Below are 23,379 nucleotides of genomic sequence, written 5' to 3'. Positions count from 1 at the left end.
CATTAAGTCCCTCCCCACAAGGGGGAGGGACTTAATGCGCGGCCCTCGCCGCATTCATCTTCCAGCGCAGGGCATGCAGCAGGCCTGGTTTGCGAGGCGGCGCCACGGATTAGCCCCTCCCCCTTGTGGGGAGGGGTTGGGGAGGGGTTTTCAGCGAAAAACTCCACGCTCAATCCCCCTCATCTTCGTAACCCACCAGATGCAACGGTTTCGCCTTGATGCCCTGCAATTGGCACCAGCGCACCAGAGCCTCCTCGCGGCCATGCGTCACCCAGACCTCGGCCGGATGCAGTTCCCGGATCGTTTCGGTCAATTCCGGCCAGTCGCAATGATCGGAGATGACGAGGGGCAGTTCGACGCCGTGTTGTTTGGCGCGCTGGCGCACCATCATCCAGCCGGAGGCGAAGGCCGGCAGCGGCTCGTTGAAGCGCCGGGCCCAGCGGTCGGCGAAGGCCGATGACGGGCCGATGACGACCGCCCCCCTGAAGGCGGACTTGTCGCGGCTTTCGATCGTCGCCGGCAGCAGTTCCCCGAGATCGATGCCCTGCTCGATGTAATAGTCGCAGAGTTTTTCCATGGCGCCGTGGATATAGATCGGTTCGGCATAACCGTCATCGCGCAGCAGCCGGATGACGCGCTGGGCCTTGCCGAGCGCATAGGCGCCGACGAGATGGGTGCGCTCGGGAAATTGCCGCAGCGATGCCAAAAGCTTGGCCGTCTCGTCCATCGGATCGGGATGATGGAAGACCGGCAGGCCGAAGGTCGCCTCGGTGATGAAGACATCGCAGGCAACCGGCACATAGGCGGCGCAGGTCGGGTCCGGGCGGCGTTTGTAGTCGCCGGAGACGACGATGCGGGTGCCGTTCTTCTCGATGGCGATCTGGGCGGAGCCGAGCACATGGCCGGCCGGGTGAAAACTTACCTTGACGCCGTTGACCAGCAGTTCCTCGCCGAAGGCTGCCGCCTGCTCGCTGGCGCAGAAACCGTCGCCGCAACGCAAGCGCATGATGTCGAGCGTCTGGCGGGTGGCAAGCACGTTCACATGGCCGGGGCGGGCATGGTCCGAATGGCCGTGGGTGACGAGCGCCTGCTCGACGGGCCGCACCGGATCGACATAAAAGCCGCCTTCCGGGCAATAGAGCCCCTCCGGGGCGGGATAAAGCAGCGCATCAGGTCTCATGAAACGAGAGATAGCGGGAAATGGACGCGAGGCCAGAGGGCAGGAAGAAGGGACTGGCGAATGGGCCGCGGCTCAACTGCGGCGATCGTCACGATCCTATTCCATCGAGGAAGGATTCGACAGCGGCATTGAACTGCGACGGCCGCTGCAGCGGCGCGAAATGGCTGACGCCTGTGAGATAGATCATCTCAGCGTTCGGAATGCTGCGGGCAAGATATTCGGCATGGTCCGGCTTGATGAATTCGTCGTGCTCGGCGAGGACGATCGCGACCGGCACTTGGATCAGGCCCAAGTCGGCGGCCTGATAGTTCGGCTCCGTCCGCATCATCAGGCTGACCGCCTCGACGAATCGATTGAAATCATCCGGCGTGGTGGAAAGCGCCGCATAATCCCTGGCATGACGGCTGAAGCATCGGTCGATGACCGGGGTCGGAACGAATTCCCGCGTGCCGCTCGGATCCATGTTACAGGCGAAGAAGAAGACGCCCTCGACGCGCGACGGCGCCGCCATGGCGAGGATCAAAGCGATGCAGGCGCCGTCGCTCCAGCCGACAATGGCCGCCTTGTCGAGATGCAGTTCGTCCATGACGGCGAGCACATCTGAAGCCATCAGCTCATAGCTATAGGGACGGGAATCGCGGGTACTTCTTCCGTGGCCGCGGCTGTCGATCAGCACGACGCGGCGGCCGCTGCGCAAGAGAGCCGGGACCTGATAGCCCCAGTTGCCGCTGTTGCCGAGGCCGCCATGCAGCAGGATGACCGGAGGGCCGGCGCCGTAACTCGCATACCAGATGCGGGCGCCGTCATGCGCGATATGACCGTCGACTGCCGCCGGCGGCAGCGGGGCGGCGCCGTGCGCTTCGAAATGGATGAGCTCGTCGTCGTCAAATTCCATAGCGATCGGACTCATTGTTGTCGCAGCATAGAAAAGCCGGAATACAGCCCAAGAACAACCGGAATCGCTTTCTAGCACTTGCTCGTCGATGCAACCAGAGGGGGATCAACTTTGGGCAGGAAGCTTTTCTATTGCACCGCGGCGATCGCGGTTGCAGCCGCCGGCATCTATCTCAACAATACCAGCCTGCTCGCCGAACATCGGCCGGGAAAGCCGGTGCTGCTCGCCCATCGCGGCATCGCCCAACGGTTCGACGAAACCGATCTCAAGAACGACACCTGTACGGCGAGCCGCATGCTCGCGCCGAAACACGACTATCTCGAAAACACACTCCCGTCGATGCAGGCAGGTTTTGCGGCCGGTGCCGATATCGTCGAGATCGACGTGCATCCGACGACCGACGGCGAATTCGCCGTCTTTCACGACTGGACGCTCGACTGCCGCACCGAAGGGCATGGCGTCACCCGCGAGCATTCGATGGCTGACATGAGGAAGCTCGACATCGGCTATGGCTATACTGCCGATGGCGGCAAGACCTTTCCCTTTCGCGGCCGGGGCATCGGCATGATGCCGACGCTTGCCGAGGTGCTGTCGACCTTTCCGGATCGGCGCTTCCTGATCAACGTCAAGAGCCGCGATCCGTCCGAGGGCGAAAAGCTCGCCGCCGTGCTCAACGGGCTTTCCACTGAGCGACGGGCCGAGATCATCGTCTATGGTGGCGACGAGCCGATCGACGTGCTCCGCCGGCTCGTGCCCGATATCAAGACCGCCTCGCGCAACAGCCTGAAGGGCTGCCTCACCGGATATATCGGCTATGGCTGGACCGGCCTGCTGCCGAACGAGTGCAAACATGCGATGATGCTGGTGCCGATCAACATCGCGCCGTGGCTCTGGGGCTGGCCGGATCGTTTTCTCAACCGGATGGCAGATGCCGGGACCGAGGTTTTCGTGCTCGGCCCCTATCGCGGCAGCGATTTCTCCACCGGCATCGACGACCCCGCGCAACTGGCGCAGCTGCCGCCAAACTATGCGGCGGGCATATGGACGAACGAGATCGAGGCGATCGGCAGGCTGGTGAAATAAGGTTTGAAAGACGTCACATCGACCAGATCGATGCGACGTCTTTCAATGTTTCCTTTTGTGCATGTCGTTCTCCCAAAACCGCGGCACAATTTTGAGCGACATGCATCAGAGACTGCGTGCCCGCAGCAATTCCGGGATCTCCTCCGGGGAGACCGGTTTGGAGAAGCGGAAGCCTTGCGCCTCCTCGCAATGCGTCTGGCGCAGGAAATCCATCTGGGCGTCGGTTTCGACGCCTTCGGCGAGAACCGAGAGCTTCAGCGTCTGCGCCAGCGAAATGACCGCCGAGGCGATGGCGACGGCGGTCTTGTCGCCGGGCAGCGCCTCGACCAGCGAGCGATCCATTTTCAGGCGGTCAAAGGGGAAGGTCTTCAGCGCCGCCAGGCTGGAATAGCCGGAGCCGAAATCGTCGATAGACAGGCGCACGCCAAGCCCCCGCAGCGTTTCCATCATGGCGAGCGCGCGTTCGGCATTCTGCATCACCACGCTTTCGGTGACTTCAAGCTCCAGCCAGCGGGACTGCAGGCGGTGGCGCTCCAGCGCCTCGGCGACATGGGTTGCGAAATCCGGATCGGCGAACTGCTTGGCCGAGACGTTGACGGCGATCGTCAGCGGCGCCAGGCCCATGTCCTGCCAAAGCCGCGCCTGGCGGCAAGCCTCATTCAGCACCCAGAGGCCGAGGGGAACGATGAGGCCGGTCTCTTCGGCGAGCGGAATGAAATTGACCGGCGGCATCCTGCCCTTTGCCGGATGGTTCCAGCGCACCAGCGCTTCGAGGCCGGTGATGCGGCCGGTGGCGACATCGACCTGCGGCTGGTATTGCAGGAACAGCTGACCGCCGGTGATCGCCTGGTGCAGTTCCTCCTGCTCTCCGAGCCGCATTCCGACAGGCGTGCTGCCGCCATCGTGATGCTGCAATGTGTTGCGGCCGAGCTCCTTGGCGCGGTACATGGCGCGGTCGGCATTGGCGAGAAGCTCTTCCGAGGTCGCGCCGTCGAAGGGGAAGGCAGCAACGCCGATGCTCGAGGTGACGGTGATCTCGCCGTTCGCGCCGCGGATCGGCCGGTTGATCGCCTTCTGCAGCTCGCGAAGACGGCGCGTGATGCCGGCATCATGGCTCGACTGGTGGACGAGCACGACGAGGAATTCGTCGCCGCCGAGGCGCACCACCATATCGGACGCCCTGACGCTGTTGGCCATGCGGGCGGCGATCTCTTTCAGAACCTCGTCGCCGGCGGCATGGCCGCGGCCGTCATTGACGTCCTTGAAATTGTCGAGATCGATATAGGCGACGGTCACCTTGCGGTTGTTGCGCCGGGCCTGGTCGAGGATGCTCGCCAGCCGTTCCTTCAGGAAGGCGCGGTTCGGCAGGCCCGTCAGATCGTCGTGATGGGCCATGAAATGGATGCGGTCGTCGACACGCTTGCGCTCGATGGCGATGCCGGCGATATGGGTGGCAAGCGCCACCAGCGTCATCTCGTGCTCGGTGGGACGGCGGACTTCCCGGGAATAGAGCGCAAATGTGCCGAGCACGTTATTCTCAGAGGTGGCGATCGGCGTCGACCAGCAGGAGCGGAAGCCGAACGGCGCGATCATCGCGCGGAAATCCTCCCAGAGCGGATCGATCGTCACGTCCTCGACGATCACCGTCTGGCCGCGCCACACCGCGGTGCCGCAGGAGCCGACCTTGGGGCCGATCGTGACGCCATCGATCAGGCGGCTGTAACCGCCGGGCAGATTGGGAGAGGCGCCGTGATAGAGCCTGGTGCCCTCGCCGTCGAGCAGCAGCACCGATCCGTCAATCCCATCCAGCTGCGCCTCGATCATCAGCACGAGCGCCTCGAGGATCATCGGCAACGGCTCGTTGCGGGCGATCATTTCGAGCAGGCCCGCCTGGCCGCGATGCAGATCCTCCTGGCGCTTGCGTTCGGTGATATCACGGGAAACACCGATCAGTCCGACGATCTCGCCGCGATCGTTGCGCAGCGGTATCTTCGAGGTCAGCCGGCATATCGGCCTTCTGCTGCCGGGAAGGACGTAGGATTCCTCCATGTCGATGCGGGCTTCGCCCGTTGCCATGATCTGCTGCTCGATGTCGAAATGACGGCGCGCCGTCTCGAAATCGAACAGGTCGAAATCGCGCTTGCCGGTGATCAGCGCGGCGCTCTGCAGGCCGAGGCTGCTGGCGGTGACGGCATTGGCGAAGACGAAGCGGCTGTCACGGTCCTTGACGTAGAGGAAATCCGGAAGTTCGTGGACGATCGCCTTGAGGCGCAGGTTCTCGATGCCCTCGGAGAGGTGGTGGGCGGTCGATGCCATCATTGCCTCCGTCGCGGCGACGATGCGTCGCGTTTCGGCTGTCAGGTCATCGGTTGATTCCCATCGCCTGGCACCCAATTCGTGCATGATGCCATTCTCCCCGCCGGCCGAAGGCCGTATCCCGCACTCGTCATCATTGAAATTCCCTTCAAAGTAGTCCTCATTTCCTTCGGCTTGCTTAAATGAAAGGGTGAACAAGACGACAAAATAAGCGGCGAGATCCTGCCGTCGGCCTCGGCCATAACGGCAATTTCATCCGCCTTTGCCCAGCCTGTGCCAAAAGAATACATGCCCGCCTGGCACGTTTCCTGCTACGGGCGCGTTATGACAAGTGATCCCCGGATGCCCTCACGCCGCGACATGCTTTTCTTTCTAGCCGCCTCGGCCGTTGCGGGAGGGGCATCGCGCACGCTTGCCTCGCCGCTGACGGCGGCCGCTCAGCCCGATCTGCGCGGGGCGATCGACGCGGTGGAATATCGCGCCATTCCCGAAAGCGGCAATCGCAAGACCCGCAACCTGCAGCAGATGATCGAACAGGCGGCGCGTGAGAACGTGCCGGTCTTCCTGCCTCCCGGCACCTACCGGGTCTCCAATCTCACTTTGCCGGACAATACGCGTATCACTGGTGTGCCCGGCGCCTCGCGGATCGTCTATACCGGCGAAGGCCACCTGTTTGCGGCCGAGAACGTGCGGCGGATCGAGCTTTCCAATCTCGTCATCGACGGCGGCAACCGCTGGCTTGGCGACTATGCCGGCGGGCTTTTGCAATTTACCGGCGTCGACGAGGTGCTGATCGACAATTGTGAGATCGGCGGCAGCCGCAAGCACGGCCTGCAACTGGAGCGCTGCGGCGGGCGGATTGAGCGCAGCCGTATTTCGGGGGCTGCCCAATCCGGGCTTTACGCGGTGGATTCCACCACCCTCTCGGTCACCGGCAACACGGTCTCGGATTGCGGCAATGGCGGCATCCTGGTGCATCGCTGGAAGAAGGCGGAGGACGGCACTGTCGTCTCCGGCAACCGCATCTCCAATATCCGCGCCAATGACGGCGGCACCGGGCAAAACGGCAACGGCATCAACATTTTCCGCGCCGACGGCGTGATGGTGGTGAACAACCAGATCTCCGATTGCGCCTTTACGGCGATCCGCGCCAATTCGGCCTCGGATATCCAGATCAGCAGCAACCAGTGCCGGCGCTCGGGCGAGACGGCGATCTATGTCGAATTCGCCTTCGAGGGCGCCGTCGTTTCCGCCAACATGATCGACGGGGCGGCAAACGGCATCTCGATCGCCAATTTCGACGAGGGCGGCCGGCTGGCGAGCGTCACCGGCAATGTCGTGCGCAACCTGACGCTGCGCGGCCCCTATCAGCACGAGGTCGGCTTCGGCATCGGCATCGCGGCGGAGGCCGACACGCTGATTTCAGGCAATGTGATCGAAGGCGCGCCGCGCTGGGGTCTGCAGATCGGCTGGGGTCCGTATCTGCGCAACGTCGTTGTGACCGGCAATGTGGTGCGCAAGGCGCCTGTGGGATGCGCCGTCTCGGTCGCCGATGGCGCCGGGACTGCCGTCATCACCGACAATGTGTTCCAGGAGACCGCCGAAGGGGCGGTCTTAGGATTCCAATGGGACAAGAAGGTCTCCGGCGAGCTGGCGGGCGGCGGCTCGCCCTATGCACAGTTGACCGTCGAGAGAAACCGCGTCTCGTGAGGAAGGCATTTGCTTCTCCGAGTCATGGAAATGCGCTACCCCCCTTGTTTTTGCGTCATTCCCGACACGGGCGTTTGCGCCGTGAGTGGTTCGCCCGCCCGCCCTTTGCTCCGTCATGCTCGGCCTTGTGCCGAGCATCCACACCGTATCGATCAACCGCCACGGGCATGGATCCTCGGCACAAGGCCGAGGAAGACGGAGCAAGGGGGCGCGTTTCCGCCACACTCTCCCCGGCCTACAGAAGCTAGGCACTTTTTTGCTGGAATTGCTTGGTGCATCAAAAGCTTTCATCATCCCATCAGCGCCAGGGACTTCTCGCAGCCTGATCCGGCATTTACGGTCTTTGCACAGATCGAGGGGATACGTTTCATGCTGACAATCTACGGGGTCTATCGATCGCGAGCGTCTCGCGTTTACTGGATGGCGGAGGAGCTCGGGCTCGAATTCCAGTCTGTGCCAGTGCTGCAGGCAAGGCGGCTGGCAGAACCGTTCTCAGCGGATGCGCCCCTCAATACGCATTCGCCTGCTTTCATCGCCGTCAATCCGATGGCGCAGATCCCCAGCATCAGGGACGGCGACCTCGTCATGCACGAGTCGCTGGCGATCAATCTTTACCTGGCACGTAGACATGGCGGACCGCTTTCCAGCCAAACCGTCGAAGAGGACGGATTGCTGACGATGTGGACGGTCTGGGCGGCGTCGCAGGTCGAACCGCAGACGGTGAAGATCGTGCTCACTTATGATGACGGGCTCGAAAACAGCGAAGGCGGCCAGCAGACGATCGCGGTTGCCTGCCGGTCGCTGCGCAGGCCGCTGGCGGTTCTCGAAAGTCACCTTGCCGACCGGCAATGGATCGTCGGCGACCGCTTCACCGTCGCCGATCTCAACATCGCCGAGGTGCTGCGCTACGCCCAGAGCGAAGAGGCCCTGTTCGATGCGCATCCGAATATCAAAGCCTGGATCGAGCGTTGCCAGTCCCGCCCGGCCTACAAGGCGATGCAGGCAGCGCGGGCCAAGGAGCCGGTCGAGGTTTGAAAACTACTTGAAAAGCGTCAGCGTGCCGGCCATTTCCTCGCGGATCCAGGCCTTGAAATCCCTCACCTTCTTGGGCTCGCGCGTGCCTTCGGCGGTGACGAAGTAATGGCCGAAGCCGGTCTGCGCACGAATGCCGAAAGGGGCGGCCAGCCGGCCTTCGGCAAGCGCAAAGGCGGCAAGGGTCTGCCAGGCGAGCATGACGCCCTGCCCTGCAATCGCCGCATCGAGGCAGAGCGATGCGTCGTTGAAGACGTGGCGGGTCGGAAGGGTGGCGCCGGATAGTCCGGCCTCGCGCATCCAGACCTCCCAGGTGAACATGGCGCGGCCATCGATGATGGCAGGCAGTGCGAGGATATCGGCGGCTTCCTTCAAATTCGCCGCCATCTCGGGGGAGCAGACGGGAAAGACCTCCTGTGCCAATAACAGTTCGGCCTTCACGTCAGGCCACTTGCCGCTGCCGACGCGGATGCCGATATCGACGTCGCAAAGCGCCGGATTGACCAGATTGGTCGTCGCATCCAGCCGCAGCTTGATGTCGGGATGACGCTCGGCGAAGCGATCGAGCCGGCAGACGAGCCAGCGGGCGGCGAAAACCGGGGCCACCGAGATGGTCAGGATGGTATCGTCCTTGCGGCTGGCGATCGACACCGCCGCCGAAAGACGGGCAAAACCCTCGTCGAGCGCGAGCAGCACCGGCCGGCCGGCTTCGGTGGCGATCATTCCCCTGGCAGTGCGCTCGAAGATCACCTGACCGAGCTGGGCTTCGGCCTTGATGACCTGCTGGCTGACGGCGCCGACCGAAACGCCGAGCTCGTCGGCGGCGGCCTGCAGCGAGCCGAGACGGCCGACGGCCTCCAGCGCCCGCAGACCGTTGAGATGGACCATATTCAGGTTCTTCATATAGTTTTTCTATACCGCCTCAGCGTTATTCTCAATTGAAAATCTTCCTGCAGAGGTCGACATTGCAAGCATAGGCAATCCATTCGAACACGGGCGGATGGGACGGCTCAGAGGTAGATAGCCGCTGGGTGATCACCTCCGCGCCACGGAAGAAAGCGAGGCATGCCATGTCGTTGCTGAAGTTTTTCTTAAGGCCTGCCCTTCATCTGGGTGCGGAAATCGCGGATAATCCCGCCTGGAAGGACGATCCGTTGCGGCATCCCGATGTCGAGCGCATGTCGATGCGCGAAATCGCCGATCTCCCGCTCGGGATGCCGGCCGGCTTTCAGGCGGAAACCAAGCCGCCGTTGGAGAAATGCGCGTGAAACACTAAGTCAAAGAAAGAGAACATCATGTCGTCCGAAACCGATCACCCTCTTCGGCATTGGGCTCTATCGGCTTGAGGGTCATCCAACTTTGACCCGACCCTTAAACTGTGTTAATTGTCCTCAGTCCCAGGACAAAGGACAGTTAGGATGAAAAGCCAAGACATCGTGATTTTACTGAAGCTCGTCAGCCTTCAAGAACAGGAAGAACATCAGGAAGACGAGTGGCTTCAGCTGGAATCGCAAGGCGGCGATCCCTACTCTGTGCGCAATCTGGAGGCATCGCTGGGGATAAGCAAGACGGAAATCAGCCAGGCGATAAAGAGGAGTATCTCCTCTGGAATTGCATCAAAGGATGGCCAATCCGGCCGGCCAAGACCGAGCCGGAGGAACATTCTCGATTTTATTCTGCACGGCTTCCGGTTCGTGTTTCCGGCAAACGCTGGAGCGATGCAACGAGGTATCCCCACCGCTTTCGCCGCCCCGATGTTGAAGGACCTGCTGATCAGTGGCAGCAACTACATATATGTTTGGCCCCATCCCAGCGGCCGGGACCTAGGCCAGTCGATCGATCCGCTATTCAAAACCGTCCCGGAGGCGGCTTTGAGGGACGCGCGGCTTTATGAATATCTGGCGCTCGCAGACGCCATTAGACTGGGGAACCAGCGAGAGGTTGGCGTCGCAAGCGAATATCTGTCTTCAAGGCTGCAGCAAAAATGAACGCGGTACAGGGCCAATTGCTGGAGATGCTGAAGTCGGTCGCCAACGCGCTCGGCGAGGATCTACGAAAACGGCTGGTGTTCGTCGGCGGTTGCACGACCGCCCTGTTCATAACCGATCCCGTTACGATCGAAGGCGTTCGAACGACCGACGATGTCGATCTCATCGTGAATCTGGAAGGCTTTTCCGAATGGGCTGCCTTGTTATACGAACTCCGCCAGCGAGGATTTTCCGAGGCTGCAGACGAAAGTGTTATATGTCGGATGCGACTCGGTCGGCTGAAAGTCGACTTCATGCCGGATGACGAAGCTATCCTCGGATTTAGCAATCGCTGGTATGCAAAGGGCATTGAAACCGCGACGCAACAGGCTCTCGATGACGCGCTCGTTATCAATACCCTCACACCACCACTTTTCGTTGCAACAAAGCTTGAGGCGTTTACAGGACGCGGTAACAACGATCTGTATTTGAGCCGCGATGCAGAAGACATACTGCTCGTTGTCGACGGGCGAGAAGAACTTCTGATGGAGATCCAGAGGGCCGAAAAAGAGATCCGTGCCTTTATTGCCGACGGGTTCCGCGCATTGATGGCACATCAGGATTTCGATGATTTCCTGGACGGCAATCTGCGTGGGCAGGCCGGGCGCTCCGATATCGTTCGCGAGCGCTTCCTAACCATAAGCCAGGTCTCGGATGGTGACCTCAATGCGCATTGAGGCACGATGGTTTGCCAAATTATTACCCACACCCGCGCGGATAGGCCCGTGCCTTTCGCTCGCACTTTTCGGCATCATGCTCTAAGCTCCTGGCAGAAAGGGCGGAACAATGGCCGACGACGCCGATGCGATCTTCGAACGCCTGAAGCGGCTGGCGGCGGAAGCCGGGCTGCCTGATGTCGAGGAGAGCACCTCATACGGCAATCCGGCGCTGAAGGTCGGCGGCAAGAGCTTCGTGGCGGTGAAGAATGCCGAGACGATCGTGATCTCGATTTCGCTCGACGACAAGGATCACCTGCTGGAGATGGCGCCCGACGTTTATTTTCAGACCGATCATTATGTCGGCTGGCCGCATCTGCCGGTGCGCGCCGCCGTGATCGGCGACGAGGAATTGCGGCTGCGGCTGATCGGCGCCTGGCTGTTCCGGGCGCCGAAGAAACTTGCCGCCGGATTTAAGGATCAGGCCCGATCGTAGGCCAGCGCCCGCTGCACGGCGGGACGCTGCAGCATGCGGGCGTGATGGTCGCTCGCCTTTTCGAACCGGGCGGGATCGACGCCATCGGACGGCAGCCAGTCGGTCATGACGAAGAGATAGGGATCGGCGAGCGAATAGGCTTCGCCCATCACCCATGGGCCTTCGAACATCGTCTGCTCGATCAGCGTGAAACAATCGGCCATATTCTCAGGCACCTTGGCCTTCATCGCCTCGATTGCCGCAGGCTCGTCGGCCCAGCGCGAGCCCCGCGGGCGATGGGCATGGTTCACATGCACGGTCGAGCAGATATAGCTGTTGAAGGACTGGAGCCTGGCAAATTGGAAAGGATCGTCAAGCGGCGCCAGCTTGGCGGCCGGCGCGCTCTGGGCGATATAGGCCAGGATCGCCGGTGTTTCCGTTAGCACGCCATAATCGGTGACCAGTGCCGGCACCCGGCCCTTCGGGTTGATCTTCAAATAGTCCGGCGAACGCTGCTCGCCATCGCGCAGGCTGATCTTCTTGGTTTCGAAGCTCAGGCCGGATTCTTCCAGGGCAATAAGGCTTGCGAGCGCGCATGTTCCCGGCGCGTAGTACAATGTCAGCATGGTTTCGACTCCCTTTCGGCAAGGGTTATAGCGTAGCGGTGCGCGGGTCGGAACTAGTGGGATTGGGTTTTGCTTCTCCCAGGACAAGTGAGGTGCGTTGAGCGCGAGCGAAGGGCAATGAATGGTGTGCCGTGTGGCCCCCTCATCCGCCTGCCGGCACCTTCTCCCCGCTGGGGAGAAGAGGGCGCAACGGGCGCCCTCGTTTCCATTACAACGCCTCAGAGGAGCGAGGCGCCGCCACGAGTCGGCTTCTCCCCAGCGGGGAGAAGATGCCGGCAGGCAGCAAGGGGGTGAGCGGCAAAGCCGCGAATGCGCTGAGCGTAAGCGAAGGGCAACGTAGGGGCTTCGCCTACCCGCGAACCGCTCAGCCGCAGCCCGGCACATCCTCCAGCCGGTGCCAGACCGGGATGCCGCGTTCCCGGGCGATGCGGACGTCGTTGTCGGCGCCCTTGGAATCGCCGGGCAGGCGCAGCACGCCCTCGCAGAGCTGCAGCAGCCGGCCGGCGACCGGGTGGAAGATCTCTTCGTAGAGCGCGTCGCCCGCCGACCGGCCGCCGGCGGCGTGCCAGATCGGCAGCGCCACCCATTCGCCGATCATCGGCACGTGGCCGGCCTCAAATAGCGCATGCGAAGGCGCTTCCAACCGCTTCAGGTTGGCGGCCATCTTTTCCGGGTCGTCGCCGGTTCCGGACCGATAAGGCCCGGCAATCAAAATCAACATGATCCACTCCTTCGCTCCGCTTTATGCGTGAGCACTCTCCCGGCCTCATGCACGGGATTTCGTGAAAATGCACGATATTTCTTGAATGTCGAGTCATTTCGTGCAATACTAGGCTATTATGTTCAATTTCGTGCAATGAACCCATGCTGACAACCCAACGTAAGGCCCTCATTCTCGACATCCTGCGCCGTGATGGCCAGGTGGTCGCCAAGCGCGTCGCCGAGGATTTCGCGCTTTCGGAAGACACGATCCGGCGGGACCTCAGGGAAATGGCGGCGGAGGGGCTGTTGAAACGGGTGCATGGCGGGGCGATGCCGCTGGCGCCAGACCTGCCTGATTTCACCGCGCGGCGCAGCGTCTCGTCGCAGATCAAGGCGCGGCTCGGGGCGGCGGCGGCGGCGATGGTGAAGCCCGGACAGATGATCTTCCTCGACGGCGGCACGACGACGGCGGAGGTCGCCAGGCACTTGCCACGCGACATGCCGCTGACGGTTGCGACCCACAGCCCGACCATCGCCGCCGAACTCGAACACCATCCGACAGCCGAGGTGATCCTCACTGGCGGACGGCTCTACAAACATTCGATGGTGGCAACGGGTGCGGCGGCGATGGCGGCGATCGCGCAACTGCGCCCCGATCTCTTCTTCCTCGGGGTGACGGCCGCCCATCCGGTACACGGGCTTTCCACCGGCGATTTCGAGGAAGCGGCGATCAAGCGGCACATCGCCCGCTGCGCGGCTGAAACGCATGTGCTGCTGACCGAGGAGAAGTTCGACCTCGTCTCGCCCTGCCCGGTGCTCGGCATTTCCGACGTGGCGGGTCTAATCGTGCCCATGGAGATGACGGCCGAACAGCTGAAACCCTATCGCGATCTCAACGGCGCAATCGCCGCAGCATGATGGCGCTACGAGAGGGCTGCGGCGCGGCAGCATGTGGCAGGAGACTTGCGGCAAGGGCCGCGATGAAGGCCGCCAGCACGGCATAGGCCGGCGCCATGCTGCCGGTTCCAAGGGTGAGCACCGTCTGCAGGTAGGGCTGCGCCAGCGCGATGACGACGGAAAGTGCCGGCATATCGAGCAGGGTCCCGGCGACCCGCGACAGTTCCGGCATGAAAGCTGCGCCGGCAAGCGCGCCGTAAACCGCCGTCAGGCGGAGTGTGAGGCGCAACGGCACGGAGGCTGCAAGCGGCAGCCTGTCGCCATCCTCCAGGGCAAGCATGAGATAGGCTGTGAATGCCGCCAGAAACAGGAAGGCGACGGGCAGCACCGCCAGGGTGGCGGGCCGCGTCAGAGCCGCCGCATCCACCGCCAGGAAGAGCAGGATCGGGGTGGAAGCGACGAACCAGATGGCGACGATCGGCCCCCAGAACCCGATGAGCGAGAGAGCGTGAAGACGGAGCAGCGTCGCCGTGAAGAGCACGCCGATCGCGGTCCAGATGCAGGCGGGTTTGAGCACGCCCGATATCAGCCGGAGGACCGGCTCACAGGCGCCGGCGATATCGCCGCAGCCGGACAGCTGGATCGTGAGCCAGGTGATATAATCGAGGCTCAGCGCGGCGAACATGAAGATGCCGATCCCCATCAGCATCCACCAAAGATAGCGGCCTGCAAACATGCCCTGCCCTCACGGCTTCCAGGACTGTGCTCACGTCGCCGCGAAAGGGCGCATCCGCGATCGCAGGACGTATCCCTCTTTATATTAGGCAATTCTTATTTTTCTAATAACTTATATATGTAAGTTCGCATTCACCCCGCCAAGGCGGAGGTGACCCTGATATCGCCGACATGGATGCCGTTCCAATTGCGCATCGGCGTTGCGGCATAGGCCATCAATGCCGCATGTATCTCGCTCTCCGTCTCGAAGAAGCGGGCGAGTGTCGCCGCCACCATGGCTTCGGCGGCGCGGGTCATGCCATCCTCGCATTTGAGCGCGATGGCGATGCCCTTTTCCGGAATCGCGGCGCAGAAGACGCCCTCGGCGCCCGTCTTGACGAAGATGCGGCCGGGGGCGATCTGCATCAGCTTGGTGCAGGCGCGGCCCGAACCCGCGACATAGAAAGGTTCGGCCATGCAAGCCTCGATCACCCTGCGGGATGCCTTGGCGCGCAAAGGTTCCAGGCCGATGCCGGTCGCCATCTTGGCGAAACCGTGGGCAAGGCTCCTGAGCGGCACGGCATAAGTCGGAATGGAGCAGCCATCCGTGCCGCAGCTTTCCGCGCCGAGCACGGCGCCGGTCAGGCTTTCCATCGCCGCGCGGATCTCGACCTGCAGCGGGTGCTCATAGCCGACATAACCCGTCGGATCGACGTCCTGATGGCAGCAGGCGCAGATGAAGCCGGCATGTTTTCCCGAGCAATTGTTGTGCAGCGCGGTTGGCGCATCGAGCGTGCGAGCCTGCTGGATCAGGATCTTCTGGCTCATCGACCAGTGGGCGCCGCATTCCAGTGTTTCGATATCGCGGCCGGCACGCGACAGCATGGAGGCGGCGAGCGCCACGTGCTCGTCCTCGCCATTATGCGAGGCGCAGGCCAGCGCCAATTCCTTGTCGCCAAAGCCATAGGCATCGGCAGCACCACTCTCGACTAGCGGCAGCGCCTGCATCGCCTTGCATGACGAGCGCGGGAAGACCGCGGCCTCGATGTCGCCCAGCGAGAAGACAAGCTTACCATCGCCATCGACCACAGCCACCGCGCCGCGATGGCGGCTTTCGACGAGCAGGCCGCGGGTGACTTCGACGGTGACGGGATTGGTCATGAGCTTTTGTCCGGATGCTGGCGGGATGGGCAGTCCATAACGCGTCACGCGACGAAAGCCAACGGGGTTGACGTGACGTCGGGGCTCAGGCGGCTGCGCGGGTGCCCGCCAGATGGAGCACCGGGTCGATATGTGGCTGGACGTCACCCCACCGCGGGCTCGGAGCGCGATCACATCGTCCAAATATTCATCACATAAATTGACCGAGGCGATCGAAAACTATCGTTTCTCTGATGGATCCGATGCGACTAAGAGTGGTGCATCAGGAACCACTCCCCATGCCATCCACCTTTTCCTTGATCCTTCGCGACAACAGGATCCGTATTCCGACCGTGACACTCGTCGCGCTCGCCTTCACCTATGCGTCGACCGCGCCCTACCAGTCGATCATCGGGATCAACGAACTCGGCTTGAGCAACGGCGCCTATTCGGCACTGGTGTTCTTCTCTTCGATCGTCAACGTCACGACCAGCCTGACGCTCGGCATCTGGTCGGACAGGCTGAAGGAGCGCCGGCCGCTGGTGCTGGGGCTTTCCGTCGCCGGCATGCTCGGCTTCGGGTCGATCGCGCTCATCCATAGCCCCGCGGTCTTCATCTTCTCCACGCTGTTGCTGGTGCCGATGAGCAATTCCACCTATTCGCTGCTGTTCGCCAGCCTACGCGCCAGGACCAACCAGATGGACCGTGGCCAGGGGGCGGCGATCACCGCGATGGTGCGGGCGCTCTTTTCCGGCTCATGGGCGCTGGCGCCGGGGTTGATCGGCCTCTATCTCGTCAGTTCGCCGTCGATGACGCCGGCCTATGGGATCGCGGCATTGGCAAGCTGCACCTGCTTCTGCCTGTATTTCTTCTTCGCACCCGGAAATGGCGCCGGCGGTCCTGCCCCCGATCCAGTCGGCTTCCTTGCTTCGCTGAAACGGATTTTCGTGCCGCATGTGCTGTCGCGCGTCATCGTCATGGCGATGCTGTTCGGGCTGCAGCGGCTGAACGCCATGCTCCTGCCGCTGATCATCACCCATGCGGCCGGCGGCACCGTGGTCGATGTCGGCTTCATGGCAGGTTTGACGGCCCTGCTCGAGATGCCGTTCATGATGATGTGGGGCTTTGCGCAGCGCCGCTTCCGAAGCGCGCATGTGCTTGCCTTCGGCGCGCTGATCTATTGCGTCTATCTGCTGCTGCTCGGCTTTGCTTCCGCACCCTGGCACGTCTACGCACTCCTCCTCTTCAATGCCTGCGGGGCGGCAGCGATCCTCAGCGTGCCGATCACCTATCTGCAGGATCTGATCGCGGACCGGCCGGGGCTCGGAACCTCGCTGATCTCGCTGAACACGTTCATTGGCGTTGGCGTCAGCGCCGGCCTCTTTGCCTTCGGCACCGCGATCACCGATTATTCCGGCACCGCCTTCGTCGGCGCGGCCGCGGGCCTCGCATCGATCGGAGTGCTGCTCTATCTCGAAAGCAGCAGGCGGCAGGTGCGGCAACCGGCGTGAAATGCGGCGCTCCGATCGACACACCTCAACGCGGCGTGATGCGATAGGCGCAGCGGCGAGCGCCGGCGAGGATGTGTTCGCTGCGCTCGACGTCGGCGTCGAGGACGGAGCGGAAGGTTTCGAGTTCTGAGCGGCAGAAGCCGGCGCAAGCGGTGGCGGCGGCGCAGATCGGGCAATGGTTTTCGACCAGCATGAAGGATCCGTCCGCCTCCTCCCAGCAATCGGCCATATAGCCTTCGCGGGTGCGGATGCCGGCAAGGGCCTCGACGCGCGCGGCAAGATCATGCGCCGGGCTGATCTCCTGCCGATAGCGCTTCAGCGTCTCGGTCTCGCGGGCGGAAATGACGGTATCGAGGGCTGCGGGGCCGAGCTGTTCGACGAGCGTGCCGAGGAGATTTGCCGTCAGCTCGGCATGGCCGTCGGGAAACCGGCGGTTGCCGCTCGTTGTGAGGTGCCAGAGCTGGCGCGGCCGGCCACGGCCAGAAGCGGCAACAGTGACCGGTTCCACCAGCCCCTCCTCCGCCATCTTCGAAAGCTGCTGGCGGGCGGCCTCGCCCGATATACCGAGCGCGTCGCCGATCGCGGCGGCGAGTTGCGGGCCGTCGGTCTTTATCAGGATCAGGATCCGGTTGGCTGGGGACTGGCGCATATTTTCCAAGTCAAGTCTTGTTTAATTCGAGGCGGCATGTAATTTTCCAATTTATAACTTGGAAAATAATCCTTCGCCAGCAAAAATCTCGGGGTCCTCCCATGTCGAATATCGACCAGACAGCAGCCATCCCCGGCGCCAGCTCCCTCTTCCGCCTCTTCCTGCCCGAGCACTTGCCGGCAACATTGATGCTGGCCGGCGGCGTGACGCTTTATGCGGTGGAGAGTTACATCATGGCGACGATCGCGCCTTCGATCGTGCGCGATATCGGCGGCCTTGCACTGTTTTCCTGGGTCACCAGCCTGTTCGTCGCCGCCGCCGTCCTCGGCTCGATCTTCGTCGCCATGCGGCCGCGCGGCATCGGGCTTCGATCCGTCTATGTGATCGCAGCACTGGTCTTCGGCGTCGGCAGCCTGATTGCCGCTGCCGCACCGTCAATGCCGGTGGTGCTGATCGGACGCGCGGTGCAGGGTCTCGGAACAGGCGCACTTGCCGCCCTCGGTTATGCCTTCATTCGCTTCGTCTATCCCAAGCCGCTATGGCCGAAGGCCTCGACGCTCTATGCGGCGATCTGGGGGGTCTCGACCGTCATCGGGCCGACGCTCGGCGGCTTCTTTTCCGCGGGCCACGCCTGGCGCTATGCTTTCATCGTGCTCGTGCCGCTCGGCCTGCTGATGGCGTTCCTGGCGCCACGGCTGTTGCCCGACGTCGAGGACGACCGCGAGCAGGCAAAGACGCCGGTTGCCCAGATCGGACTGCTGCTTGCCGCCGTGCTGATGGTGAGTGCGGCCGGCGCGATCGAGGCGACAGCCACGAAGGTCGCGCTGATGGCGGCTTCGGTCGTCGCGGTCGCCGGCATGATCGTCATCGAGGGCCGAAGCCCGAACCGGCTGCTGCCCTCCGGCGCCATCAACCTTTCCCAGCCGATTTCACGGGTCTACCTGGCGATGCTCGCCATGACTGTCGTTCTCGTCAGCGATGTCTTCATTCCTTATTTCCTACAAACCTTGCATGGGGTGCCAGCGATCGTCTCGGGCTATCTCGTGGCGCTCGTCGCCCTCGGCTGGACCTTCGCGGCCTTCCTCAGCGGCTCGTGGGCCGGCGGCCGAGCCTATTGGGCAATCGTCATTGGCGCCCTCATCGAGGCGGCGGCGACCGCTTGCCTCGCCGTCTTCCTCGCCAAGGACAATCCCGAGGGGCATATGCCGATCATCGTGCCGGCGGCGATCGGCATGTTCATGATGGGCTTCGGCATCGGTCTCGGCTGGGCGCATCTGGTCGCCATGGTCTTGAGGCTCGTCGCCGACAACGAGAAGGACAAGGCTTCTGCCGCGATCCCGACAATGAGTTCGCTCGGTGGGGCGTTCGGGGCCGCCTTTGCCGGCGTCATCGCCAATGGCGCCGGCCTCGTTCATCCCGGCGGCATATCAGGCGCGCTGTCGGCAGCGCACTGGCTCTATCTGCTGATGGCGCTGCCCGGTGTTCTGGCGGTCGCGGTGTCGCTGAGATTACCACGCCGCGCGTCCGATAGGACGCACTAAGAGCGCCCTATCTCTTTGTTTTGGCACAATTCCGGACGCAAAACCGCTGCACACTTTTGCTGGAATTGCTCTAGCCAACGCGCAGCATGACCTTGCCGACATGGCTGCCCTCTTCCAGAAGCCGGTGCGCTTCGACGACCTCTTCGAAGGCAAAGACCTTGTGGATGACGGGGGCGACGGTGCCGGCTTCCAGCAGCGGCCAGACTTCCGAGAGCAGGTCGTCGCGGATGGCGCGTTTTTCTTCCGCCGTGCGCGGCCGCATGGTGGAGCCGGTGACCGTCAGGCGCTTGACCATGATCGGCGAGAGATTGACCTTTTCGGCGATGGCGCCGCCAAGAAAGGCGATGATCGACAGGCAGCCGTCCCTCGCCAGCGAGGCGATGTTGCGCTCGAAATAGGAGGCGCCGATCATGTCGAGGATGATATCGACGCCGTGTCCGGTCTCGGCCTTGATGACCTCGGCGAAGTCCTCGCTCCTGTAGTTGATCGCGCGCCTGGCGCCGAGCCTCTCGCAAGCCTCGCATTTCTCGCTTGAGCCCGCCGTCGCGTAGACCTCGGCGCCGAAGGCGCGGGCGAGCTGGATCGCCGTCGTGCCGATGCCGCTGGAACCGCCATGGATCAGCACCGTCTCGCCTTCCGTCAGCCCGGCCATCTGGAAAAGATTGGCCCAGACGGTAAAGAAGGTCTCAGGCAAAGCCGCCGCCTTCACCGCATCATAACCCTTGGGAAAGGGCAGGATCTGGCCTGCCGGCAGCAGGCAATATTCGGCATAGGCGCCGCCATTGGCGAGGCCGCAGACCTTATCGCCGGCGGCATGGCCGCTGACGCCCGGGCCGACGGCAACGATTTCGCCCGACAATTCCAGGCCGAGGATCGGGCTCGCATCCTTGGGCGGGGGATAGCTGCCTTGGCGCTGGGCAATATCCGGACGGTTGACACCGATCGCCTCGGCGTGCACCAGGACCTCTCCGTCTTGAGGCACGGGAAGCGGACGCCTGCCGATCGTCATCACCTCCGGTCCGCCGAAGGACGGCAGATCGACGAAACGCATATCCTGAGGCAAAGGCATGACTGGCTCCTCCCTAATCGGAAGCAACCGGAATAAATCAGCCCCGCAGGCTTGGGAAGGCATGATGTGGCAAAGGCGTCAATTCGCCTCGCCCAGCAAATGGAAGACGAGACCTTCCTCGCTGTCCTTGGCGGCCGACTTGATGATGGCGATTTCGGCGCTGACGCGGTTGATATCGTCGACAACGAGGCCTTCCGGCAGTTCGATGACGCCGATCGAGCAGCGCATCAGCGGGAACAAAGCTTCGGCGCCGGTGCGGTCGTGACCGAGGATACGGCCGGCGGCACGGTCCTCATCGGAATAGAAATCCCGCACATCGTCATGAAAATCGCTGATCAGCCGGTCGAGGATCTCCGTCAGCTCTTCCTTGCTCCAGCCGACGACGCCGATGAAGAAATCGTCGCCGCCGACATGGCCGAGGAAATGGCGCTCGGCGAAGAAATAGCGGCGCATCAGCGCGGCAAACAGCGAGATCGCGTGGTCGCCGAGATGGAAGCCGTAGGCATCGTTGAACGGCTTGAAATTGTCGAAGTCGCAATAGCAGAAGTGGCGGAGCTCATCGCCGTCGCGGCCGGACTGACGCATGTAATCGCGGATGGCGCGATTGCCCGGCAGGCCGGTCAGCGGGTTCTGGTCCTGCGCGGTCTTCAGCTGCTTTTCGTTGATGACCTTGATCAGCGAGGCGGCGGAGACGACGCCGGCATAACGCATGTTGTCAGTCAGGATCAGGCAGTTGCTGCCTTCCATATTGGCGAAGATCGCCATCAGCTGCTCGGCATCGCTGTCGAGGCCGACGATCGGCGCCATCTCGACGAAATGCGAGATAGAGCGCTCGTACATCTTGTTCTTTAAGAGATCGCGGCCGAAGGGCTGGTAGATATATTCCTTGAGATGATGCTCGTGGATGATGCCGCGCGGCTCGTCATTGGCGTTGAGGACGGGAAAGAAGGCCTGGCGCGGATTGCGGCGGAAGAGTTCGAAGACGCTGTCGATGCTGTCATTCTCGTAGACCGTCGGCAGCAGCTCGATCTGCTTGCGGATGAGGATTTCGTCGAGCGACTGGCTGCCCCGCTTGCTCTTGCCGAGCTCCTGCAGATGCGGGAAGGATGGCGCCAGCTCCGATATATGCGTCGTCGGGCGGGAGATGAACCAACCCTGGACGAGGTCGACGCCATATTCGCGGCAGGCGATGAATTCGGCCTCGGTCTCGATGCCTTCGGCGATGACGCGCGTGCCGAGCACATGGGCGATGTTGACGATGCTCTTCAACAGATGGCGCTTGCGCGGGCTGCGGTCGATCTCGGCGACGAAATGGCGGTCGATCTTGAGATAATCGACGGCATAATCGCAGAGCAGCTTCATCTCGCCGTGACCGACGCCGAAATCATCGATCGCCAGCTTAAAACCGGCCTTGCGCAGCCTGGAAACCAGGCCGGAAAATTCCGGCACACTGGTATTGTCGAAACGTTCGGAGAATTCGAAGCAGACGGAGGATGGCGGGATATTGGCCTTGCGCAGGTGTTGCAGCAGGGTCTCGACCAGGCTTTCGCCATGTGGAATGAGCCGGACATCCAGATTGAGGAACAGCGTCGAGGTGGAGAAATTCGACAGCGTCGCGAATTTGGCGAGCGCGCGGCTGGCGACCATCTGTTCGAGCTGCAGCAGCTGACCGGCCTGGTGAGCCTCGTCGAGGATGTCGACCGGCGTCTCGTAGCCGATGCGATCCTGGCCCCGCATCAGGGATTCGTAGCCGAAAACCGTGCCGGTGCCGGCCTCGACGATTGGCTGGAAGGCATTCTCGACTACGAGCTTGGCAAGGGTTACGATCTGATCGCTGGCGTAGCGGCGCAGGACATCCGGCGCGACGGTGGCAGCCAAGGACACCCCAGTCTTCACGTGGCCGGTCTTCATTGGGGTTGATCTCCACTGTGACTTGTTCTTTTTCGCGTGGAACATGCCGCAGAAGGGTCAATGAACTCTTTCGCCAATGTGAAACTTTTATGAAACGCGCAAGGGCACCTTACGCGTTCCGCGTTTATTCAATTTTTCCAATACAATCAAATGCTTGTTCAGGCGGAGCGACGACGCTCCGCCTCGTGATCGGCGAACATGTCGGCGACGCATCTGCCGCCGGATGGAGCGCCGTCGTCGAGAACATCGTCCCGGAACTCATTGAGCTTGCGGGTGCTATCCCACAGGCGGAGCGCCTCGCGGACGACCTCGCTGCTCGAGGCATAACCGCCATTGTCGACGGCGGCGCGGATGCCCGCTGCCTGTTGCGGAGAGATGGAAACGGTGACCATCGGCATGAATTTCCTCCCTTTTCTGATCAGGCAGATCCCTGCCTCTGGGGGACGCATGACCATTTTCAGCATTCTCGGCGATCTCGCCGGTGCCTTGGTGCATTCGCACATAGGACCATCCGTGCGCTGGGATTGGTCCGTAACCCCTTAAGTCTAATCCCCTGTCCTAGCCTTGTCAAAAAAGAACGGCTCTTGCCAAAAAAAGAACGGTCAGCGGCCGTCAGTTTGAACTGCGGATGCCGATGCCGAAGGCGATCAACGTCGAGCCTTGGACGATGAGATCGGCGGCGAGGAACAGGCCGAGAATCCACAGGCTGTTCACCGGCCAGCCGAGCGCGATGACGAAACCCGCAAGAGCGGTGATGACGCCGCTTGCGACGATCCAGCGCCAGCCCTTGGTGGGCTTCATGCGCATGCCGACCCAGGTGCGGAAGACGCCGGCGACGACGAGCGCCAGCGACAGGAACAGCGTCAGCGCCGCCGAGGTCAGGATCGGATTGATGAAGGCGCAGATGCCGGCAAGCACATAGAGCAGGCCGCTCAATATCCAGAACGGCACGTGGTCCCAGCCGCGCACCTGAAAGGCATGGACGAGATAGATCACGCCGCCGAATAGCATCAGCATACCGACATAATAGACCGAGACGACGGTGGCGAGCATCAGATTGCCGAGCGCGATCAGACCGCAGACGAGCAGCAGCACGCCGAGGCCGGCAAACCAGATCCATTTCGACTGCAGCGAAGATGTCGGCGTTCCCTCGAAGACATCGGCCATGACCCACCTCCTGACAGTTGAGATATGCTGCAGCAATTCGGCAGGGAAAGATCTGGGTTCGAGCAAATCGATAAAGAT

At 62.4% G+C, this 23,379-nt stretch carries 23 protein-coding genes; 10 read left to right on the top strand and 13 right to left on the bottom strand.

What is annotated here, in order from left to right; all coding sequences use genetic code 11:
- Positions 1-169: 169 nt before the first annotated feature.
- Positions 170-1,180 (bottom strand): ligase-associated DNA damage response exonuclease, encoded by a 1,011-nt coding sequence (locus GFM02_RS32390; protein ID WP_168323963.1) that lies wholly within the window; start codon positions 1,178-1,180, stop codon positions 170-172.
- Positions 1,181-1,268: 88 nt separating this feature from the next.
- On the bottom strand, positions 1,269-2,075 hold the full coding sequence (locus GFM02_RS32385; RefSeq protein WP_168323962.1) for an alpha/beta fold hydrolase: 807 nt from the start codon (positions 2,073-2,075) through the stop codon (positions 1,269-1,271).
- Positions 2,076-2,186: 111 nt separating this feature from the next.
- Here GFM02_RS32385 and GFM02_RS32380 point away from each other — a divergent pair, with 111 nt between their 5' ends.
- Positions 2,187-3,158, top strand: a complete 972-nt coding sequence (locus GFM02_RS32380) for a glycerophosphodiester phosphodiesterase family protein (protein WP_168323961.1) — start codon at positions 2,187-2,189, stop codon at positions 3,156-3,158.
- Between the two features lie 105 nt (positions 3,159-3,263).
- On the opposite strand, the gene GFM02_RS32375 is transcribed toward GFM02_RS32380, so the two are convergent.
- Entirely contained in the window at positions 3,264-5,561 is a 2,298-nt protein-coding gene (locus tag GFM02_RS32375; RefSeq protein ID WP_168323960.1) for a putative bifunctional diguanylate cyclase/phosphodiesterase, read from the bottom strand.
- A 255-nt stretch (positions 5,562-5,816) separates the two neighbouring features.
- Here GFM02_RS32375 and GFM02_RS32370 point away from each other — a divergent pair, with 255 nt between their 5' ends.
- A complete protein-coding gene (locus GFM02_RS32370) occupies positions 5,817-7,184 on the top strand; it encodes a TIGR03808 family TAT-translocated repetitive protein (RefSeq protein WP_168323967.1) in 1,368 nt (455 codons plus the stop codon).
- 369 nt (positions 7,185-7,553) lie between these two features.
- A complete protein-coding gene (locus GFM02_RS32365; protein WP_168323959.1) occupies positions 7,554-8,219 on the top strand; it encodes a glutathione S-transferase family protein in 666 nt (221 codons plus the stop codon).
- A gap of 3 nt (positions 8,220-8,222) precedes the next feature.
- Here GFM02_RS32365 and GFM02_RS32360 read toward each other — a convergent pair whose 3' ends face one another.
- The gene (locus tag GFM02_RS32360; protein ID WP_168272718.1) at positions 8,223-9,119 is read right to left on the bottom strand and encodes a LysR substrate-binding domain-containing protein; all 897 of its coding nucleotides are present in this window, start codon (positions 9,117-9,119) and stop codon (positions 8,223-8,225) included.
- Positions 9,120-9,286: 167 nt separating this feature from the next.
- Here GFM02_RS32360 and GFM02_RS32355 point away from each other — a divergent pair, with 167 nt between their 5' ends.
- The 4 genes from GFM02_RS32355 (at position 9,287) to GFM02_RS32340 (ending at position 11,395) form a co-directional block, all read left to right on the top strand.
- Positions 9,287-9,484, top strand: coding sequence for a hypothetical protein (locus GFM02_RS32355; RefSeq protein WP_168323958.1), 198 nt, complete (start codon positions 9,287-9,289; stop codon positions 9,482-9,484).
- Positions 9,485-9,634: 150 nt separating this feature from the next.
- Complete coding sequence (locus tag GFM02_RS32350) at positions 9,635-10,204, top strand: hypothetical protein (protein ID WP_168323957.1); 570 nt, start codon at positions 9,635-9,637, stop codon at positions 10,202-10,204.
- The gene (locus GFM02_RS32345) at positions 10,201-10,920 is read left to right on the top strand and encodes a hypothetical protein (protein ID WP_168323956.1); all 720 of its coding nucleotides are present in this window, start codon (positions 10,201-10,203) and stop codon (positions 10,918-10,920) included. The genes GFM02_RS32350 and GFM02_RS32345 overlap by 4 nt, the downstream gene beginning before the upstream one ends.
- A gap of 109 nt (positions 10,921-11,029) precedes the next feature.
- Complete coding sequence (locus GFM02_RS32340) at positions 11,030-11,395, top strand: MmcQ/YjbR family DNA-binding protein (protein WP_168323955.1); 366 nt, start codon at positions 11,030-11,032, stop codon at positions 11,393-11,395.
- On the opposite strand, the gene GFM02_RS32335 is transcribed toward GFM02_RS32340, so the two are convergent.
- Both GFM02_RS32335 and GFM02_RS32330 read right to left on the bottom strand, forming a co-directional pair.
- Positions 11,380-12,000: a glutathione S-transferase family protein gene (locus GFM02_RS32335; protein WP_168323954.1), complete on the bottom strand. Its 621-nt coding sequence runs from the start codon at positions 11,998-12,000 to the stop codon at positions 11,380-11,382. The two genes, GFM02_RS32340 and GFM02_RS32335, sit on opposite strands and share 16 nt — an antisense overlap.
- Before the next feature lie 364 nt (positions 12,001-12,364).
- A complete protein-coding gene (locus GFM02_RS32330) occupies positions 12,365-12,721 on the bottom strand; it encodes a DUF4406 domain-containing protein (RefSeq protein ID WP_168323953.1) in 357 nt (118 codons plus the stop codon).
- 143 nt (positions 12,722-12,864) lie between these two features.
- Between GFM02_RS32330 and GFM02_RS32325 the strand changes: the two genes are divergently transcribed.
- A complete protein-coding gene (locus tag GFM02_RS32325; protein WP_168323952.1) occupies positions 12,865-13,620 on the top strand; it encodes a DeoR/GlpR family DNA-binding transcription regulator in 756 nt (251 codons plus the stop codon).
- Here the strand turns inward: GFM02_RS32325 and GFM02_RS32320 are convergent.
- Complete coding sequence (locus GFM02_RS32320; RefSeq protein ID WP_168323951.1) at positions 13,595-14,335, bottom strand: hypothetical protein; 741 nt, start codon at positions 14,333-14,335, stop codon at positions 13,595-13,597. The two genes, GFM02_RS32325 and GFM02_RS32320, sit on opposite strands and share 26 nt — an antisense overlap.
- 131 nt (positions 14,336-14,466) lie before the next feature.
- Complete coding sequence (locus tag GFM02_RS32315) at positions 14,467-15,474, bottom strand: asparaginase (protein ID WP_168323950.1); 1,008 nt, start codon at positions 15,472-15,474, stop codon at positions 14,467-14,469.
- Positions 15,475-15,752: 278 nt separating this feature from the next.
- Here GFM02_RS32315 and GFM02_RS32310 point away from each other — a divergent pair, with 278 nt between their 5' ends.
- A complete protein-coding gene (locus GFM02_RS32310) occupies positions 15,753-16,964 on the top strand; it encodes an MFS transporter (protein ID WP_168323949.1) in 1,212 nt (403 codons plus the stop codon).
- 25 nt (positions 16,965-16,989) lie between these two features.
- Here the strand turns inward: GFM02_RS32310 and GFM02_RS32305 are convergent, their stop codons facing one another.
- On the bottom strand, positions 16,990-17,622 hold the full coding sequence (locus tag GFM02_RS32305; RefSeq protein ID WP_205930559.1) for a helix-turn-helix transcriptional regulator: 633 nt from the start codon (positions 17,620-17,622) through the stop codon (positions 16,990-16,992).
- Positions 17,623-17,714: 92 nt separating this feature from the next.
- On the opposite strand from GFM02_RS32305, the gene GFM02_RS32300 reads away from it, so the two are divergent.
- A complete protein-coding gene (locus tag GFM02_RS32300) occupies positions 17,715-19,154 on the top strand; it encodes an MFS transporter (RefSeq protein ID WP_168323947.1) in 1,440 nt (479 codons plus the stop codon).
- 70 nt (positions 19,155-19,224) lie between these two features.
- On the opposite strand, the gene GFM02_RS32295 is transcribed toward GFM02_RS32300, so the two are convergent.
- The 4 genes from GFM02_RS32295 to GFM02_RS32280 all read right to left on the bottom strand — a co-directional run bounded on the left by GFM02_RS32295 (position 19,225) and on the right by GFM02_RS32280 (position 23,301).
- Positions 19,225-20,223 (bottom strand): NAD(P)H-quinone oxidoreductase, encoded by a 999-nt coding sequence (locus GFM02_RS32295; protein WP_168323946.1) that lies wholly within the window; start codon positions 20,221-20,223, stop codon positions 19,225-19,227.
- A 78-nt stretch (positions 20,224-20,301) separates the two neighbouring features.
- Complete coding sequence (locus GFM02_RS32290; RefSeq protein ID WP_131666770.1) at positions 20,302-22,179, bottom strand: bifunctional diguanylate cyclase/phosphodiesterase; 1,878 nt, start codon at positions 22,177-22,179, stop codon at positions 20,302-20,304.
- Between the two features lie 113 nt (positions 22,180-22,292).
- Entirely contained in the window at positions 22,293-22,532 is a 240-nt protein-coding gene (locus GFM02_RS32285; RefSeq protein WP_168323945.1) for a ribbon-helix-helix domain-containing protein, read from the bottom strand.
- Between the two features lie 214 nt (positions 22,533-22,746).
- A complete protein-coding gene (locus GFM02_RS32280; protein WP_168323944.1) occupies positions 22,747-23,301 on the bottom strand; it encodes an HdeD family acid-resistance protein in 555 nt (184 codons plus the stop codon).
- Positions 23,302-23,379: the final 78 nt, after the last annotated feature.

The sequence above is a fragment of the Rhizobium leguminosarum bv. viciae genome, from assembly GCF_012276115.1.
Classification (GTDB): Bacteria; Pseudomonadota; Alphaproteobacteria; order Rhizobiales; family Rhizobiaceae; genus Rhizobium; species Rhizobium leguminosarum_T.
Note: the sequence above shows the minus strand (reverse complement) of the source record. Positions and strands in the feature narration are given on the sequence as shown.

Bases quoted from the DNA above. Each gene is read 5' to 3' on its own strand.
- GFM02_RS32390 (WP_168323963.1), bottom strand. From the start codon at position 1,180: ATGAGACCTGATGCGCTGCTTTATCCCGCCCCGGAGGGGCTCTATTGC.
- GFM02_RS32385 (WP_168323962.1), bottom strand. From the start codon at position 2,075: ATGGAATTTGACGACGACGAGCTCATCCATTTCGAAGCGCACGGCGCC.
- GFM02_RS32375 (WP_168323960.1), bottom strand. From the start codon at position 5,561: ATGCACGAATTGGGTGCCAGGCGATGGGAATCAACCGATGACCTGACA.
- GFM02_RS32370 (WP_168323967.1), top strand. From the start codon at position 5,817: ATGCCCTCACGCCGCGACATGCTTTTCTTTCTAGCCGCCTCGGCCGTT.
- GFM02_RS32365 (WP_168323959.1), top strand. From the start codon at position 7,554: ATGCTGACAATCTACGGGGTCTATCGATCGCGAGCGTCTCGCGTTTAC.
- GFM02_RS32360 (WP_168272718.1), bottom strand. From the start codon at position 9,119: ATGAAGAACCTGAATATGGTCCATCTCAACGGTCTGCGGGCGCTGGAG.
- GFM02_RS32355 (WP_168323958.1), top strand. From the start codon at position 9,287: ATGTCGTTGCTGAAGTTTTTCTTAAGGCCTGCCCTTCATCTGGGTGCG.
- GFM02_RS32350 (WP_168323957.1), top strand. From the start codon at position 9,635: ATGAAAAGCCAAGACATCGTGATTTTACTGAAGCTCGTCAGCCTTCAA.
- GFM02_RS32345 (WP_168323956.1), top strand. From the start codon at position 10,201: ATGAACGCGGTACAGGGCCAATTGCTGGAGATGCTGAAGTCGGTCGCC.
- GFM02_RS32340 (WP_168323955.1), top strand. From the start codon at position 11,030: ATGGCCGACGACGCCGATGCGATCTTCGAACGCCTGAAGCGGCTGGCG.
- GFM02_RS32335 (WP_168323954.1), bottom strand. From the start codon at position 12,000: ATGCTGACATTGTACTACGCGCCGGGAACATGCGCGCTCGCAAGCCTT.
- GFM02_RS32330 (WP_168323953.1), bottom strand. From the start codon at position 12,721: ATGTTGATTTTGATTGCCGGGCCTTATCGGTCCGGAACCGGCGACGAC.
- GFM02_RS32325 (WP_168323952.1), top strand. From the start codon at position 12,865: ATGCTGACAACCCAACGTAAGGCCCTCATTCTCGACATCCTGCGCCGT.
- GFM02_RS32320 (WP_168323951.1), bottom strand. From the start codon at position 14,335: ATGTTTGCAGGCCGCTATCTTTGGTGGATGCTGATGGGGATCGGCATC.
- GFM02_RS32315 (WP_168323950.1), bottom strand. From the start codon at position 15,474: ATGACCAATCCCGTCACCGTCGAAGTCACCCGCGGCCTGCTCGTCGAA.
- GFM02_RS32310 (WP_168323949.1), top strand. From the start codon at position 15,753: ATGCCATCCACCTTTTCCTTGATCCTTCGCGACAACAGGATCCGTATT.
- GFM02_RS32300 (WP_168323947.1), top strand. From the start codon at position 17,715: ATGTCGAATATCGACCAGACAGCAGCCATCCCCGGCGCCAGCTCCCTC.
- GFM02_RS32295 (WP_168323946.1), bottom strand. From the start codon at position 20,223: ATGCCTTTGCCTCAGGATATGCGTTTCGTCGATCTGCCGTCCTTCGGC.
- GFM02_RS32290 (WP_131666770.1), bottom strand. From the start codon at position 22,179: ATGTTCCACGCGAAAAAGAACAAGTCACAGTGGAGATCAACCCCAATG.
- GFM02_RS32285 (WP_168323945.1), bottom strand. From the start codon at position 22,532: ATGCCGATGGTCACCGTTTCCATCTCTCCGCAACAGGCAGCGGGCATC.
- GFM02_RS32280 (WP_168323944.1), bottom strand. From the start codon at position 23,301: ATGGCCGATGTCTTCGAGGGAACGCCGACATCTTCGCTGCAGTCGAAA.